14 protein-coding genes and 4 pseudogenes are annotated in these 15857 nt (G+C 59.0%); 8 read left to right on the plus strand and 10 right to left on the minus strand.

Annotation, left to right across the window (positions count from 1 at the left end; all coding sequences use genetic code 11):
* Positions 1–87: 87 nt before the first annotated feature.
* Positions 88–322, plus strand: a pseudogene (locus ABIB78_RS38160) (IS66 family transposase); the annotation flags it as partial.
* A gap of 27 nt (positions 323–349) precedes the next feature.
* Here the strand turns inward: ABIB78_RS38160 and ABIB78_RS38165 are convergent.
* Both ABIB78_RS38165 and ABIB78_RS38170 read right to left on the minus strand, forming a co-directional pair.
* The gene (locus ABIB78_RS38165) at positions 350–2422 is read right to left on the minus strand and encodes a recombinase family protein (RefSeq protein ID WP_429034201.1); all 2073 of its coding nucleotides are present in this window, start codon (positions 2420–2422) and stop codon (positions 350–352) included.
* Positions 2403–2594 carry a hypothetical protein gene (locus ABIB78_RS38170; RefSeq protein ID WP_275200318.1) on the minus strand — a complete coding sequence of 64 codons (192 nt, stop codon included), beginning with the start codon at positions 2592–2594 and terminating at the stop codon, positions 2403–2405. Before ABIB78_RS38170 ends, ABIB78_RS38165 begins: the two co-directional genes overlap by 20 nt.
* 309 nt (positions 2595–2903) lie before the next feature.
* On the opposite strand from ABIB78_RS38170, the pseudogene ABIB78_RS38175 reads away from it, so the two are divergent.
* A pseudogene (locus ABIB78_RS38175) lies at positions 2904–3107 on the plus strand (transposase domain-containing protein); the annotation flags it as partial.
* Here ABIB78_RS38175 and ABIB78_RS38180 read toward each other — a convergent pair.
* From ABIB78_RS38180 to ABIB78_RS38205, 6 genes are all read right to left on the minus strand, one after another.
* Positions 3108–3545 (minus strand): hypothetical protein, encoded by a 438-nt coding sequence (locus ABIB78_RS38180; protein WP_429034202.1) that lies wholly within the window; start codon positions 3543–3545, stop codon positions 3108–3110.
* Between the two features lie 100 nt (positions 3546–3645).
* Positions 3646–4149 (minus strand): transposase, encoded by a 504-nt coding sequence (locus tag ABIB78_RS38185; RefSeq protein ID WP_429034209.1) that lies wholly within the window; start codon positions 4147–4149, stop codon positions 3646–3648.
* Positions 4121–4543, minus strand: coding sequence for a hypothetical protein (locus tag ABIB78_RS38190; protein ID WP_429034213.1), 423 nt, complete (start codon positions 4541–4543; stop codon positions 4121–4123). The genes ABIB78_RS38185 and ABIB78_RS38190 overlap by 29 nt, the downstream gene beginning before the upstream one ends.
* Positions 4540–4770 carry a tyrosine-type recombinase/integrase gene (locus ABIB78_RS38195; RefSeq protein WP_429034203.1) on the minus strand — a complete coding sequence of 77 codons (231 nt, stop codon included), beginning with the start codon at positions 4768–4770 and terminating at the stop codon, positions 4540–4542. The genes ABIB78_RS38190 and ABIB78_RS38195 overlap by 4 nt, the downstream gene beginning before the upstream one ends.
* The gene (locus ABIB78_RS38200; protein WP_429034204.1) at positions 4767–5141 is read right to left on the minus strand and encodes a hypothetical protein; all 375 of its coding nucleotides are present in this window, start codon (positions 5139–5141) and stop codon (positions 4767–4769) included. Before ABIB78_RS38200 ends, ABIB78_RS38195 begins: the two co-directional genes overlap by 4 nt.
* 32 nt (positions 5142–5173) lie before the next feature.
* Positions 5174–5491, minus strand: a complete 318-nt coding sequence (locus ABIB78_RS38205) for a site-specific integrase (protein WP_429034205.1) — start codon at positions 5489–5491, stop codon at positions 5174–5176.
* 414 nt (positions 5492–5905) lie between these two features.
* Between ABIB78_RS38205 and ABIB78_RS38210 the strand changes: the two are divergent.
* From ABIB78_RS38210 to ABIB78_RS38225, 4 genes and pseudogenes are all read left to right on the plus strand, one after another.
* Positions 5906–6013: pseudogene (locus tag ABIB78_RS38210) on the plus strand (transposase domain-containing protein); the annotation flags it as partial.
* A gap of 698 nt (positions 6014–6711) precedes the next feature.
* Entirely contained in the window at positions 6712–7602 is an 891-nt protein-coding gene (locus ABIB78_RS38215) for a crotonase/enoyl-CoA hydratase family protein (RefSeq protein ID WP_429034206.1), read from the plus strand.
* Between the two features lie 460 nt (positions 7603–8062).
* Positions 8063–8836 (plus strand): hypothetical protein, encoded by a 774-nt coding sequence (locus ABIB78_RS38220; RefSeq protein ID WP_429034207.1) that lies wholly within the window; start codon positions 8063–8065, stop codon positions 8834–8836.
* Between the two features lie 425 nt (positions 8837–9261).
* Entirely contained in the window at positions 9262–10635 is a 1374-nt protein-coding gene (locus ABIB78_RS38225; protein WP_429034210.1) for an aspartate aminotransferase family protein, read from the plus strand.
* A 496-nt stretch (positions 10636–11131) separates the two neighbouring features.
* Here ABIB78_RS38225 and ABIB78_RS38230 read toward each other — a convergent pair.
* A pseudogene (locus ABIB78_RS38230) lies at positions 11132–11671 on the minus strand (IS110 family transposase); the annotation flags it as partial.
* A gap of 241 nt (positions 11672–11912) precedes the next feature.
* The gene (locus ABIB78_RS38235) at positions 11913–12200 is read right to left on the minus strand and encodes a transposase (protein ID WP_429034211.1); all 288 of its coding nucleotides are present in this window, start codon (positions 12198–12200) and stop codon (positions 11913–11915) included.
* A 484-nt stretch (positions 12201–12684) separates the two neighbouring features.
* Here ABIB78_RS38235 and ABIB78_RS38240 point away from each other — a divergent pair, with 484 nt between their 5' ends.
* Positions 12685–13983 (plus strand): aminotransferase class I/II-fold pyridoxal phosphate-dependent enzyme, encoded by a 1299-nt coding sequence (locus ABIB78_RS38240; protein WP_429034208.1) that lies wholly within the window; start codon positions 12685–12687, stop codon positions 13981–13983.
* Positions 13984–14968: 985 nt separating this feature from the next.
* A complete protein-coding gene (locus ABIB78_RS38245) occupies positions 14969–15757 on the plus strand; it encodes an SDR family NAD(P)-dependent oxidoreductase (protein ID WP_429034212.1) in 789 nt (262 codons plus the stop codon).
* Positions 15758–15857: the final 100 nt, after the last annotated feature.

The raw sequence follows: 15857 nt of genomic DNA on the forward strand, positions 1-15857 counted from the left end.
CCTTGCGATCTTTCCTCGAAAGGTGGACTTCTCTTGCTTCGGGTATCATCCCGACCTTGAATCACGACTCACGATCCAAGAAAAGTGGGTACTAGGCCGCTGATCGAGGACTTCAAACCCTGGCTCGAGGCGCGACTGCTGGAAGTCTCGAAGAAGTCCGGTCTGGGCAAAGCCATCCGCTACACCCTCAACCATTGGCACGGCCTGACGCGCTTCATCGATGACGGACGCATCGAGATCGACAGCAATACGGTCGAGCGCAGCATCAAGCCGATAGGCCTGGGAAAGAAGAACTACTTGTTCGCCGGCAGTGACGAGGGGGCGATATACTGCTCATCTGTCGATTGCCTTATAAATCAAGAACATTTTGATGCGAATCATGAGGCGACGGACGCCGTGATCGCCTGGCATCGGCTTCACGCTGGACCGTGCCGTTCTCGATATCTGAGATCCGAATGATCCAAGGGGCGCCTTTGCAAAGTTGATGTGCTGCTAACCTGCCGTGGTTGATCATACGGCGGATTGTTGACGGGCTGATCTTAAGGATTGTCGCCGCTTCGTCGAGCGTCGCTTCGCCGCGCTCCAGGCGCTCGCCATCGCGGTATGGCGCGATGCCGTGGGTCTTGCGCAGGCCACAGACTCTGGTACGCGTCCAGCTATTGCCTCTTCCAGTCGATTTGCCGGCTCGATTTAAGACGGCCGCGATCGATTGGTCCGGCATCTGGCGGGCCAACACATGGACGAGATCGAGCGTATCAGCCGCTACCGCCCAGCGAGTTAACCCGACCTTGTTCTTCTTTACGATCAGTCGGGTGTGATCGCCGCCTTGCCAATGGATGACAAGAGAGAGCGTGTCGTCCACAATATCGACGACGATCTCCTTGACCAATAAGCGAATGATCTTCTTACGCGTCTCGACCGAGGCTCCTGGGCTATCCCATGCCCGAGTGAGGTCTTTCCCGAGTGCCATCAGTCTTGCACGATCCTCAGTAGACACCATCGGCATCTGCTCGGCTGCGAAGCGATCGAGCTCATCTTCGAGCTCGCGCAGGCGGCTTAGCTTCTCGTTCCAGCGTCGCTCGAGCTCTCCGGCGACGAGCCGATTATCCGGATCGACCGCATCATACTGCCGGCGCGCCCGATCCACCTCGTATCGAGCCTGCCGACAAGCGTTCTCGACCTGCCGTCGTTTATCGCCGTGCTCCTGGCCTTGTGCCTCAAGGACGGCCAGCGCCGCTTCGATTCCAAGCGGCTGCAGGCGGTCAAGAACCTCTTGGGCAACGGCGCGGTCAACCCGCATACCACCGAAGCCTATGCAGTTGTTGACGGCTTTGGCACCGAATGGCCCGCGACAAACATAACGTTGGGTGTTGCCGCCTTTGCCAGTATAAGCGACATGCAATCGGCGGCCGCAGCGAGCGCAACGGAACAGACCAGGCAGCAGAGCTTTGCCGCGCCGGATAGCCCCGCGGCCCAAATAGCTCTTTCCGTTGGCATTGTCGGCGATCAGACGCTGATTCCTTTCGAACTCCTCCCAGGAAATATATGCCTCGTGATGGTCGCGGATCAAAACTTCCCAGTCTTTCCAGTTCCGACGGATACTGTCGCGCACGACTCGCTTTCTGCCACCTTCGATCGCAACGCGCGTGCCGCGCCGGCCGAAGACGTATGCGCCGGCATAAACCGGATTGGTCAGCACGTGGTGCAGTGTGTAATAGACCGGCGCTTTCCACTCGGTTGTTTGCTTGCCATGGCCTTGAACGACCGCCGGAACGACGACTTGCTCCTCCCGGAACCAAAGCAACACCTGCCGAATCGACTGCAGGTCGGCGAATTTGCGAAACACCAGGGCGATGCTGTCTTGGACGCGCCGATCCGGGTCCTTCTCGATCCGGCCATCCTCGGCCTTGACGTAGCCGACTGCCACGGTCAGTAGGAGCTCTCCACGGCGTGCCCTCTGCTTAAGCGCCTCGAGGGAACGCTGCCGGAACACCGAAAGCCCCATCTCGCTCATCGTGCCCTTCATGCCAAGCAGGAAGCGATCGTTGATCGAGCGAGGATCATAAATGCCGTCTTCATCGACAATCAGTGTTCCGACTAACCCGCAGAACTCAAGCAAAGTATGCCAATCGCGGCCATTGCGCGCGAGCCGCGACGCCTCCAGCGAAACAACGGCGCCCACCCGTCCCTCGCAAATTGCTGCCAAAAGCTTCTCGAAGCCGGGTCGAGCCGTGCCGGCGTCAGATCGGCCGAGATCATCATCGACGATTTGAACTTCGCTCCAGCCCAATTGGCGAGCCCGGTCGGCGAGGGCATATTGGCGCCGCTGGCTCTCCAGGTTGTTCGCGACTTGGTAGGATGTCGACTGGCGGATGTAGACGATGGCGTCGCGGCAAAGGTGCTCAGCGCTGATCTTGCTCATCGCGCACCTCCGCGAGGCTTTGGACCGGCTGCCCGGCCGTTGGCGTGATTACCGCTTCGACGAGCAGACACCGCAACAGCGCTATTGCCTTCAGCCTCTCCTCGTCCGACAGTTCGGGTGGTGGTACGGCGATGGCGAACAGATCCGATTGCGTCCGCAGCGGGATCTTCATTGGCATCTCCTCCTTCGGGGGTGGAATCCCCCACAGAAGAGGCTACGAGATGATCGAGCATGGCACGAATCTCGAGGAGGGCCTTAAGCGGAATCCGGGGTGTGGCAACAATCGCAGTCGAACCGGCTTGTGGGGTGACCATCCAGTCTGGAACGTGGAGCGTTCCGTCATGCGGCTGCCGGATTAAAAAGTGGCGAATGCCGTTATGTTCCTGCTCACCGACCACAAGAACGGTCTGACCAACGAGCGGGTGGAATGGATAGGCTACAACAACATCGAACGCCAGATTCCCGGCACTATGGCGCTGCTTCCGAAGGCGGGGCCGAGACATGGGGCATTCTCGCGTCGCTCATCAACACGGCAAAGCTGCACGACATGGACCCGCGGCACTATCTGACCGATGTTCTCGAGCGCATCGTCTCCGGACGTACAAAGATCAATCAGCTGCACCTGCTGTTGCCGTGGAACTGGAAAGCCGAGCGCGACGGTTCGGAGGCAAAGCTCGCCGCTTGATCAGTTCGACGGCAAGGCGTCGGGAACTTCCTGCGCATCGCTGGCGTCGTCGTAGATCTCCTCGCGGATCACGCGCAGCGTCACCTCGTGCAGATACACTTGCAGCGCACCCTCCAGCTCAGTGAACTCCGGCAGTAGGACTCGTTCGACGAAGCCTCGTGATGCACGGACCATCACCGTGTTGCGTCGCTGCCGGCGATAACGAAACGGCCGCAGCCCATATCGGCGGCAAAGCGCCAGAAAAAGGTGCCGAGACCATTGGTCGGGAAGTGAGAATTGCTGTTCGATCGGTGGATCGTGGCGAGCGAGCTCCTCGACCCGGGCCCGCACCCGCTGCAGCGCGGCTTCCGCCGCAAGGCGCTCACCAGTAGTTCCGGCACCTGCGAACAACGCCTCGATCTTCCGAAGCTTCTCGCGCAGCTGCGACTCGCTGGTCATGCTGATCCCCGTTGCCCGCTCCGAACCGGGGGTCACCCCATCACCGCGCGCCGGCGGCGTCAATCATTCCGACCGCGCTATCCAGAGCATTCCGCGCAAGTCAAGCCCCGGCACCGGTGATCCTATCGTGACGCTCACGGACGGATGCGCACACGGGCAAAGCGCGAGGATAAGCGTTCTGCCGTCCCTTCACGCCTCGCGATCTTGCGCCAAGCATCCGTTGGCATGCCAATCGCAAGCTTCTTAACTGACATCGGTCGGTACTTGCCATCACGTCGAAGCAACTTCGGAGGCCGCTCGTTCCCCGCCCACTTCTTCGGCGGCGCGGCCCAGTGTCAGGGGGCCATACGGACGTTTGCGGCTGGATGCCGGCCACATAGCTCAAGCCGAGATCTGTGATGCCCGTACGCAGATCGGTATCAGTGCCATAGCCGGCGTCCATCAACACTACGCCACGCGGCAAGTCCCCTGCATAGGCCCAGCGCAATTGCTCAAGCGCGATGGCCGGCTTGGTTTTGAAGGTGATCTCCTTGGGCACTCCGGCTTTGCGCCGACGCGGACGGTCGGTCGCCGACTCAATGGTAGATATACGCCCGCCCGTCACCGCGATCAGCCCGAACAAGGTATGGTAGGTCCATCGGCGTAGCCCGTCCGCTGGCGGCAGAGCCAGCGCTGCCGTCAGCAACGCATCGATCTCCGCGTCGCTGTAGACATAGGGCTTGGCGCGCTTCCATCCGGGCAGCACCTCCGTTCTCGGATCGAAGTTGGCGACATGGCGCGAACCCGCGCACGTCGCTCAATCGCAGCGCCCAGGATGCATGACGATCGGGCGGCAGCGTTGCCCATTCCCTTGCCAGCTTCGTCGTGATGATCCTGGCTTTGCGCTTCTCCATGAAGGCGACGAAGTCGGCGAGCTGACGGGTCTGGTGCTGGTACTTGTATCCCAACCCCTTGCGCATGCTCAGGTACTTATCGAGTGCGGAGCGCAGATTGGTCATTGCGCGCCTCCCGGCCAGGGCAGGCTCAATGTTCTCAGCGCATCGATGTCGACCTTCGCGTAAATCCGGGTGGTGTCGTGGTTCTCGTGCCGCAGTAACTGTCCGATCTCCGACAAGGTCGCGCCAGATCGGAGAAGCTCGGTAGCGAGACTGTGTCGGAAGATACGGGCGCCGCGGTGTGCGCAACCTTCGATTCCAACGCGATTGAGGGCGGCCTTGGCAATCATGGTGATCGCACATCCGGAAGCAAAGCCGACGTGCGGCGCGAGCGTACGGACGAACCACCGTCGGCACGACGACTTTGGGTGGACATCGCGCAGATATGCAACAATGGCCGCGCGCCAACGTCTGGCGATATCGGCATCCGGGCACGCTGTCGGCCCTTGGCGCGAACGAGTATCTCGCTGGCGCGCGAGTCGATATCATCGAGCGTGAGCGTCGCGACCTCGTCGGCCCGCAGGCGGAGCTTGGCCAGCAACAACAGAATGGCGTAGTCGCGCCGTCCCGTCACCGTCTTTCGGTCGCAACCGTCGAGAGCCTTCCGCACCCGAGCGGCAGGTAGATAGGTCGGCAGAGTTGCGAGCTTCCATCGCCGCATCGATGGAACGCAATCCGCCAACGGGCGCGCGTTCAGCCCCCGATGTTGAGATAACGGAGAAAGGCGCGCAACGACCGGCACATCGCCTTGCCTGTTCCCGGGCTCCAATCCTGGGCGTGGCGCTCTATGTAGCGGAACACGTCCTCTTGGTTGATCTTGCACAGGGCGGCGGCGCCGCCGGAGCACACCTCGTGCAGGTAACTGCGGATGACCGGGAGATGGCGTACGATGGACGTCGGCGCCAAGCCGCGCTCTGATCGCAGGTAGGCATCGAACTCCTTGAAGATCCGTTCATGCGGGGTGAGAGGGGGCAGCACCAACGGCGCGATCGCGCCTTCCTCGCGCAGCACCGACAGCCACCGCTTGAGCGCGGCCCGGTCACCGGGTTGGATAGACTGCCTCCCGCCTCAATGTCGGAGGTACCGCTCAACAACCTGCTCATCAAGATCGACCAGCTTATAGCGACGGCCTGCGATCCAACTCAGGAGCCCGCCAACCACGTTGAGGCAACGCCACGCGCCGTGCCGAACGAGCCTCTCTTCGACGAGACGAGCGACGTAGCGCTCGACGAGCTGTCCGTGCGGCCCGCTTCTGAGACGGCGGTACAGTCAGCTTCTGCCCAAGTACTCTTCAACTTCCATCTTCCTGTTCTCCGCTGTTGAAAGCGGAGGCACAGAACGAGCTATGCCGAACCGACCAAACGCCGGTCAGCGAGAAATCTGGGGAAAACGACCCAACTCGCCATAGTTCGGCGGGCGGCATAAACTTGCAAGATGAATGACGTCGATCTGCAAGCCTGGCTCGCTGACGTGCTGGCTCGGCTTCCAGATCACCCCGCCAACAAAGTCGCCGACCTGGTGCCCTGGAATTGGATGGCGAACCAACCAACGGTCCAAGGCCGCCGTGGCTGCCTGAGCGATCCTCAGCGGAAGATCGCGCCTACCTGGGGTGCTGGCCGGGTGCGTACCGATGTCCTTGCCGCGCAGCCCATCTCCCGAATCTCGTCGGAACCAAATGAATCACGGTCCGCGGCGAGCGCCTTTTCCAACGAGCTGTTAGATGCCAGGGCCATGCGTAACCGGTACTCGCAGAATACTACTAGCCTTAGTAGCTTCGATGTTCCCGTTTTTCAGGTAAGTGAGTGCGGCCGCTCTACGAGACACGTGTCGTGCAAGAAGCCCACCGAGACGCGCGCGGAACGTTCCGGGAGCATTTTGAGAAAGGCGTGCTTCTTCATTAAACCACTTGTTTGCGGAGGAACGACCATGCCACGTAAATGCAAGCTTTCGAAGACTTGGAGTCAAACGTCCGCTCGTACTCACGTTTGTTTCCGGCCATTTTCAGTCGAGCGCGCGGCTCCATCATGTTAACGGAGGATGGTCGAAAGGTCATTGATTTCCTCTCGGGTGCCGGAACGTTGAAAAGTTTTGCCTGCACTCACGATCGACCTCGAGACACTGAATCAAGGCCTTGAGATATTCGGGGAATCTTTGGCCGAAACACTAAGACGGGACAGAGTCGCAGCGACCTGACCCCACTGTTCATCCAGAGAACAAGTGAAGGAAAAACCATGGCCTATGGGACCATCAAATATGAGGTCGTCGAGCAGATCCTCACTATCACCTTGAACCGGCCAGAGAAGCTCAATGCCTTAACGGCTACCGGGGAGCGCGAATTGGTCGATGCCTTCGACCGCGCAGATACGGACGACGACGTCCGTGCCATCATTGTGACTGGCGAAGGCCGCGCCTTCTGCGCCGGCGCCGATCTTTCCTTAGGCGCCGACATATTTGACCGCGACGCGCGGCACGGCCCGGTAAAGCGCCTCGCCGACGGCAAGGTCGACTACAGCGACCCCAATATCAGCGACGGCGGCGGCCAGCTGGCGTTGCGGATATTCAAGTGCCTCAAACCCGTGATCGCCGCAGTGAACGGTCCGGCTGTCGGCATGGGCGTGACCATGCTGCTTCCGATGGACATCCGCATCGCGAGCGAGGTCGCGCGTTTCGGCTTCGTCTTCTCCCAGCGCGCTATCGTGCCGGAGGGGGCCTCGAGTTGGTTTCTGCCGCGCATCGTCGGCATCGCGCAGGCGCTGGAGTGGTGTTACAGCGGGCGGGTATTCCCAGCGCAGGAAGCGTTCGCCGGCCGGCTGGTCAGTAAGGTGGTGCCGCCCGATCAACTGCTGCCCACGGCGCGTGCGCTCGCTCGCGAGATCGCTGAGAAGACCGCACCCGTATCGATCGCTCTGATCCGGCAGATGATGTGGCGTATGCTGGGTGCCGATGATCCCATGGAAGCCCACAAGATCGACAGCCGCGGTATCTATACGCGCGGCCGTTCCGCAGACGGCAAAGAAGGCGTCACGGCGTTCATGGAGAAGCGCCCTGCGGTGTTCAAGGACAAGGTGTCGATCGACATGCCGGATTTTTTTCCATGGTGGACGGAGCGGGAGTACAAATAATCATCAGTCAGCCCGGTCAAGCGTGAGCGAGCCGAGACGGTGCGTCTGTGATGCTGTTCGTCAGAGGTGAGAGTCTGAGCCATGCAAGGTCTCGCCACATACCGGAAGGCAACTGCGTCGGTTATCCTTAGTCGACGGACGTCCGTATCGAGATGCTCCGTCGCAATGCGCTCGCCACTGGCTGACTGCGCTGGCGCCAACCTCCTTTGTCCGGATCTTGCCCAGCGCAGAATCGATCGTCGACGCGCTCGTCACCAGCAGCTTCGCGCGGACTTCAAGCGCAGGCCCATATGGCCGTTCCGTTTCATCGACTCGAGGGCATCGGCAGCGCTTTCAATTTCTTGCCGCAACTCCGGTTCGAGGCCTCCCAAAGAACTCCCAGCGCTTTTCGTTACCAATTCCTCAAATATCGAAACATAACATGCCTTACCAAAGTAGGTAGGAGACTGAGTGCTTGCTAATGATGTACCAGTTTCTAACACCGCCGGTATGGGCTATGACGCATCGCATCACGATAGGACAAGTTACAGCAATGACAAGCGTAGTTAGTCCGTTGAACGTCTCACGCTTCCTTCGAGTACATGACGCCGCCGCTGCCCAAAAAGGCATCAAGCTTTCGATAGGATTCGATTTTCATGAGTACGCCTCGATCACACGGGCTCTTCCAACAAAGAAGCCGACCTATCCAATTTTCCGGCCAGATCGCTCGCCAATTAGATCAGGCGAGGGATATTGGATGATAGGCCTCGACAAGAATAACGAGGTCGCGCTTGTAGAGGCTGCCCGACTGTATGACCTTTCCCACACCAACTTTGCAGAACATCTTGAATCCCTGAAGGTGTTTTACGCTGACCCGATCAAACATGCACATCCTCAGGACCGTTGCATTTGCACGGCACCAACCGCGCGGAAGATTACCGGGAAAGTAGTCTACCACGGGGATGTTTGGGTGCGCCGAGACTTTAGAGGGCAGGGCATGCCTAAGATCATGACAGGAATTGTACGCGGCGTGTCTTTTGCCATGTGGACCCCCGACTTCGTATGTGGACTTGCACCGCGCTGGTCACGGGATAAGGGCATCTACCTTGCGGCGCATTATGAACCAGGCGGATCGATATTACAGCTAGTGGAAGAGGATATTGTTGACGACGATTGGCTCATGTGGGTAACGGGCGAAGAGTTGAGGAACTATGTTGATAGTCATGACAGTAGCGAGCTCGCTTTAGCCTCGTGATTCTCGATGGCATGACTGCGCGCTACTTAAGGATTGCTGCGCTCCTCAGGATCATCGGCATGGTTCGTTTATGCACGCAGTCGCGGCATGATGTCACTCTATTTAGTGCACATTGCGGGGGGACGTCTGCCCAGCGCCGCCGCTACCACCGCGTTCCGACGTGCACAGACTGCCGATTGATCTGTCCGAAGTTGACCGCCTAAGATCAATGTCAGCGGTTTCGCGCCGGGGGCAGCTAATTCTATTTGTTTCCTTTTTTCGGGTTCAGGTAAGCGTCGCCATGCTCAGATTGGCTCGATCTCACTCCAGAGAGACGCCGGCGCTCCGGGGACAACCCTCCGAATCGCAGGCCCGAAAAAGGGCGGCCTTGGGACATGTAGCGCTTGGCCCAATCCAGAAATGGCAAACAAATCGATGAGGACACTGTGAAGCAGGGGCGAGCAGGTTCGAATACGGCAAGATTCGCGGGTGTTGGGCAGAAATCTGAGGACAGCTTTGCCCGTGCGCGGCTGGTTTTCCCTGACGGCACGTCGCGAGTGACCATTGAGCGGGACTCGGTCCCACTCTATATCGAGCGCGGAATGGGTAGCTATCTGGTCGACGTCGATGGGCGCCGGTTTCTCGACCTCAATGGCAATTTCACGACGTTGATCCATGGTCACGCCTTCACGCCCGTCGTAGAGGCGCTAACCTATCAACTCGAGCGCGGCAGCTGCTTCGCAAATCCGACAGAGAGAGAGATCGAACTCGCCGAGCTACTTTGCGATCGCATTCCGCACGTTGATCGTGTTCGCTTTGTCAACACGGGGACGGAGGCTGTGCTGTTTGCGATCAAGGCTGCGCGTGCCTTCACCGGACGTTCGAAAATCGCGAAGCTCGAGGGTGCCTATCATGGCGCCTACGACTGGACCGAGGTGAGTTTGGAGGCGACGCCGGACAATTGGGGTGACCCCACCGCACCCACGCCTACGGCCTTCTATCGCGGGATGCCCGCAAGCGTGCTCGATGACGTGGTTGTGCTCCGCTTCAACGATGTTGGAGGCGTACGCCAGTTGTTGTCATTGCATGCGCAAAAGCTCGCCGCCGTCATATTGGATCCGATGCCAAGCCGCGGGGGTCTAATTGCTCCAAAGCCCGAATTCATTGCCGCGGTTCAGGAAACTGCTCGTAAGCACGGCATTTTGGTGATCGCCGATGAAATCCTGAATCTCAGGCAGAGTTTCCGAGGGGCTTCCGCCCGCTATGGCCTTGTTCCGGATCTCGTCACGATGGGCAAGATCATCGGCGGCGGTTTGCCGATAGGAGCGATCGGCGGTCGCAAGGAGGTGATGAAAGTATTCGATGCTTCAGCGGGCCGGCCACTACTTCCGCAAGGCGGCACATTTTCCGCCAATCCCCTCTCCATGACATCGGGCCTTGCCGCCATGCGGCATCTGGATCATGCGGCTTTTGCGCATCTTGAGACCCTTGGTAGCATTGTTCGGGATGGGATTGGCCGAACCATCTCAAGCCGGGGGGCGCCGCTGTGCCTCACCGGAGCCGCCTCACTCTTTCGCATCCATCCCATGCGATGTTTCCCGAATGACTATCGTGAGGCGTATCCCGCGCTCGCCGCCGCAACTCTAATGAAGCAGCTCGCGCGCTTCTTTACGGAGAACGGCATTATCCTGCCGCATGGCGCTGCCGCTTCGATTTCGACACCGATGACTCCCGCCGACGCCGAATTCATCGTCGATGTATTCGCAGGCTTTCTCGATAGCCATCAAGACATGCTGGACGCGATAGAGGTGCGCACATGACAAAAGCAACATTCACGCAATCTGTGACCAGATTCGCTTTGCAGCATTATCGAGCCCATTCGAACCGGTAGCTGCCCAAGCGACGTAGACAGGGGCTTAGTTCGTTTGACCAAGGGGGCCGATCGTGATGTGTGGAGAACCTCCAAGCGACACGATGCCATCAAGCCGCCTGTCGTGCTCACTCATCTAAGTTAGTCGACTGCTCGTGCTCTCCAGATGTAATGGGGAATGAAATGCAACTGCGGAACGAGTTGTCCAGTGCTGGTCCGACCGATCCGACATTGTCGGAACACGGAATACGTGGTCAACAAGAGCAGGACGCATTTTGAGGTGGCCCATGCGGCTGGTCTCATGGCTGTGCACGGACGTTCCACGGTCAGAGGCGGCTTTGCTTTGGCGCCGGCTCGTTTGACCGTCAATCTCAGGTAATTGATTTCGTGCGATGCGCCTACCTGCGCTTCGACAGTCATCCATTAGTCGTCGCCGGATGCTAACGATCGATACCAGCAATTTGAAGCGCCCGCACGAGCGGTTCCAAGGACCAGGCCGAGGCGAACTCTTTGATCGTGCGCTCCAGACGTTCGACCCGCCCCCTGGCGATACGAACCGCTTCGACCATCTCTTGGATCGCGATCTGATGCGCGGGATGATCGAATTGCCGCTCCTGAAGCCAACGCAGATAGCAGATAGCGCATCGTGCATCCATTCTTGCGGGGATAGGTGCGGCCGTGCTTGAGCATGAAGGCGCTCACCTGCTGCCGGCGGACCCGCAAGCGCCTCAACCGCCGCCGCTTGGGGCGCGGACGAGAGAGCGCGCCTCGCATCGTGACCTTCATCTGGAGCCCATACCGCCGTCAGCTCGCTGGCGCGTAGCAACCGAGCGGGGGAAACTGCGTTCCGGCGGTTTGTCTTCACCCGATCACCCGGCTTCTTTGGGATTAACGACGGCGCTACTACGGTGCATTCATGGCAGCGACCGGATCAGGCGATCAAGGCCATGGCCAGTCGGACCGGCCTCGTAACAGAAATGCACACGATCAAACCGACTGGCGATCCGCTCTGATGCCCCCGCCGCATGCCCGAGTAACCCTCGGACCCGTCCGAATTCCTCTGGTTGCCTCCTGCAGTTACGCCGCTGCCATGTTCGACGCGTCCGTTTTGTCCGCGATAAGGTGCGTTCCCGCATCCACATGCGGTGAAACACGACAGCTTGCGATCTGGCGCCACCCCGGCCTTCTTCAGCCCCGGCGCGTTGGCTATCGCCAATGCCCAGCTCTTCATCTTGAGGCTTTCACCGGTCGAGTGAGAATGACATTGGTCGCTTCGAAAAGCGCGCTGCGGACCTCAGCGTCACCTATCTTCGAAATCTCTCCCGAATAGTCCGCCTCTTCGGATAGGTATTTCTTTGGCGTTAAGCCGAAATGGCCCCCATCCAGGGTGACCCAAACATTTTGAAACTCCTGCAGCAGGGCCGTCCAGGTTCTTAGCGGCGCTTCGGATATTGTCTCAAGGGTAGGATGACCGCTAACAAGATTCGCGAATCTGTAGGCGTCGGAGCGTCGCAGCGGCGGCGGCTGTGGCCTGCAGCGCGAAGACGACTTGCTTTCAAGCGATCACAGCTTGGCGTTAGAAGGAGGATTTTAAGATCAGTCCTGCCACGACCACTTGGTTTCGGGGAGCTCGGCAAAGCCTCGTTAGCCCATGACGTCCTGCGCTGCCGGGCGATTACGACGCCCGCATCTCGAGTCGGTCCTGCCGATACAACGCTACAAGGGACTGAGCCGATCAACCCGCGAATCGACTGTCCGTCTCGTCGCGGTTTCCGTCACAGCGAGGCGCCGCCAACGCGGACGCGTCTTACTCTACTCTATCACGCTCTAGCCTATCCGAGTTGGTAGCTGCCCAAGTAACATAGCGAGTGGTTTAGTTCATTTGAACTGGGAGCGATCGCTGTACGTAAGAGTTTTGTAGAACCTCCGGTGCGGCCCGATGTAGCCGCGCCACTCATCTACTCGGTCGGCTGCGTACGCTTGGCAGTTGGCAGATGGAATGGAGAATGAAATGCAACAGCGGAGCCCGCTCTCTAATGGTGGTCGGCCGACGGGACATTTTCGGAATACCGCCTACATGATCGATAAGAGCCGCCCGTATTTCGATGCAGCGCACACGGCTGGTCTCATGGCCGTCCATGCCCGTTCCACGGCCGGACGCACCTTTGTTTTGGGCACCGGTCCGCTTGACAGTCGACCAAAGTTAATTGATTTCGTGCGCTGCTCCTACCTTGGCCTAGACAATCATCCCCTGATCGTTGCTGGCGCGATCGAGGCGATTGAGGCGCATCGGTCATTGCACTGGTCATGTGCCCGCACGCGACTCAATTTCGATCTTCTCGCAGAGCTTGAAGCAACCCTGTCGGAGATGTTCTGTGCACGCGTGCTTGCCTTTTCCAGCGTCATGCTCGCCAATCTAGGCGCGATGCCCCTTCTTGCTTCGGGCCAATTGACGAGCGGAAGAAAGCCGGTCGTTGTGTTTGACCGTCTTGCGCACATATCGCTCGCCTATCACAAGCCGGTGGTCGCTGATGAAACGCGGGTGGAAACGATTGCACACAACGACATAGACGCTCTCGAACGCTTGTGCCGCGAACATCCGGTGGTCGCCTATGTATGCGATGGTGTTTACTCCATGGGCGGAAATGCGCCCATCAAGGAGCTGCGCCAGCTCCAGAGGCGCTATGGGCTATTTCTCTATATCGATGATGCTCACGGCATATCGCTGTTCGGACACCAAGGTGAAGGATTTGCTCGATCTCAGTTTCCACAAGTGCTAGGTGACCGCACGACCATCGTAGCCTCGCTAGCCAAGGGATTCGGCGCATCGGGCGGCATGGTGATGCTCGGAACTACCGACCAGGAGGCTCTCTTTCGACGGTACTCTATTCCCTATGCGTTTTCGGTAGCACCAAATTTGGCGGCGGTCGGCGCGGCGCTTGGTTCGTGCAAGATCCACCGTTCGGCAGAACTTGGCGAACGGCAGAGCCGGCTGGCGCAACGGATCAAAGCTTTTGATCATCATGTCGCAACCGCTGAGCAAGGCAATTCATTTCCGATCAGAATGATCGCGATCGGATCGGAAGCCAAGGCGATTGCAATCGCAAGAGAGCTTCTCGATGCCGGTTTCTATACTTCGGTGACGTTCTTCCCGACGGTTGCGCAGGGAAAGGCAGGGATTCGGGTGTGCATTACGGCCGATCATGAAGTCCGCGACATAGAGCGGCTCTGCGACTGCATCTTGGAAATGGTACCCGACACAACCTCGAAGCCACGTACGGCATCGACCAGTCCCTGAGGTGATGACGGCGATTCAGCGGAGAATTCATGGAACCGTCCGGTAGGACCAAGTTGCTATCACCTAATATGGACAATGCGGGCGAAATCTCGTCAACCCTCAATCCGTTGTTTGTTTTCGAAGGCGTCTCCGCATCGTTCAGGCCAACTTCCTCGGCGCATCCACACGCGAGAATGAATACTCGTACGCGGCGCACCTATGCCCGACTAAGATATGCGCCCAGCGGTCAGTGTGGTACTGGGAATGTTTTGTTCAGACCTTGGCAGGGCGGCTTGGCACCAGTATCGCGCGCCGTGCGCCTTCGCGGGGTCGTTAAAGCGCAAGCGCCGCACGCAAATCGGCGATCGGGGATGCCGGAGCCGGTTGTGAGTCCCGCCCAATGCACAGACTGCTCAAGCCTCGCCACGAAGGGGCGCGAGCCTCGATCGCAACACCACTTCATTGCAGGTCCGACTACCGCGGAGCCGCAGTTCTTCATGCGGCGGGCGGTCTCAGAGTCGCGACTCTTAAGTTTGATTAGCATAAGCTCCTGGCCATCCATATTGGCCGGTTCTGGTGTCGCATCGGACCGAAGTCTGCTCTCCTGGCAGCTAGTATGGACATACAGCGCAGCATCAGGAAGCCATCTAAAGAGAATTATCGCGATGACTGGATGTCATAATCTTGGGCAAGTGCGCAACTGCGTGCCCAATGAGATCTCTGCGGCGATAGCGCCAGCTTTCAATACTGTTGCCAGCAAACTGCCCCGGCCGCCACACTTGCGCCGATTGCTGGTTCTCATCCGGGAAAACTCACGGCCCATTGTTAGCCGAAAAATAGCGATGCCTAGCCGCCGGAAGCGAGCGCCCGACGGCTTCGGCTGGGCCGAGTTGTTTTCGCGGCTCGCCAAGTGGATGAGAGAACGACGATATTTCCTTTTGACGATGCTCTGCCTTCCCGGCCTTGTGAGCCTGCCCGCTACGCTTCTTGCGGTCGTTTGACGATTATGCTGGCACCGGAAAAGCTCAGGGACCAAAATGACCGGCGCGTTGCTCTAGTTACCGGAGGAGCACGCGGGATTGGACTAGAGATCGTACGCCGGTTCTTGGCCGATGGCTATCAGGTCGCTTTTGTAGCGACAAGAGCAGAGCATGTTGAGCGGGCGCTTGACGTTCTTAGCTGTCCGCAAAATCGGCTCCATGCTGAGGCGATCGACGTTACGCGACAAAACGAGGTAGGAGGATTTGCTGAACGCATCCGGATGCGTTGGGGCGAGATTGCAGTTCTGGTGAACAATGCAGGCATCTCCCCCAAGCGCGTGAATCAGGATGTACCCTGGCTTTCGCAAACTTCCATCGAGGAATGGGGGCGGGTGATCGATGTCAATCTCAACGGCCCCTTTATTCTCATGCGGCTCTTAGCGCCGGCAATGATTGCGAAAGGCTATGGACGCATAATCAATATCGGGTCACTCGCGGGGCGCGCGATGCCATTGATCGCAGGGCCGCATTATGCCGCGTCAAAGGCTGGACTGGTCGGACTAACCCGCGCTGCTGCGCGGGATCTCGCTCCACACGGTATTACGGTCAATTGTATCGCTCCTGGGCGGGTTCTCAGTGATCTGACTGGACCACGCGAGGCCGCAATCAATCGATCCGCTCTCAGCCGGATTCCCGTCGGCCGCTTTGGAACGGTGGAAGAGGTGGCGCACGTCGTGGCCTTTCTAGCCTCGCCGATGGCAGGCTTTATCACCGGCGCAACCATCGATATCACGGGCGGCGAGTTCGCCGCCTAAGTCGATAGAGCCGGCTCCGCAAATTTGAACAGGTCGGTAAGTGGAGTTTCTGCCTGACAGCGGGCACGCTGGTGCCTGCGAATCAGGAGCGACGATGAGC

The sequence above is a fragment of the Bradyrhizobium sp. I1.14.4 genome (assembly GCF_050435825.1).
Classification (GTDB): domain Bacteria; phylum Pseudomonadota; class Alphaproteobacteria; order Rhizobiales; family Xanthobacteraceae; genus Bradyrhizobium.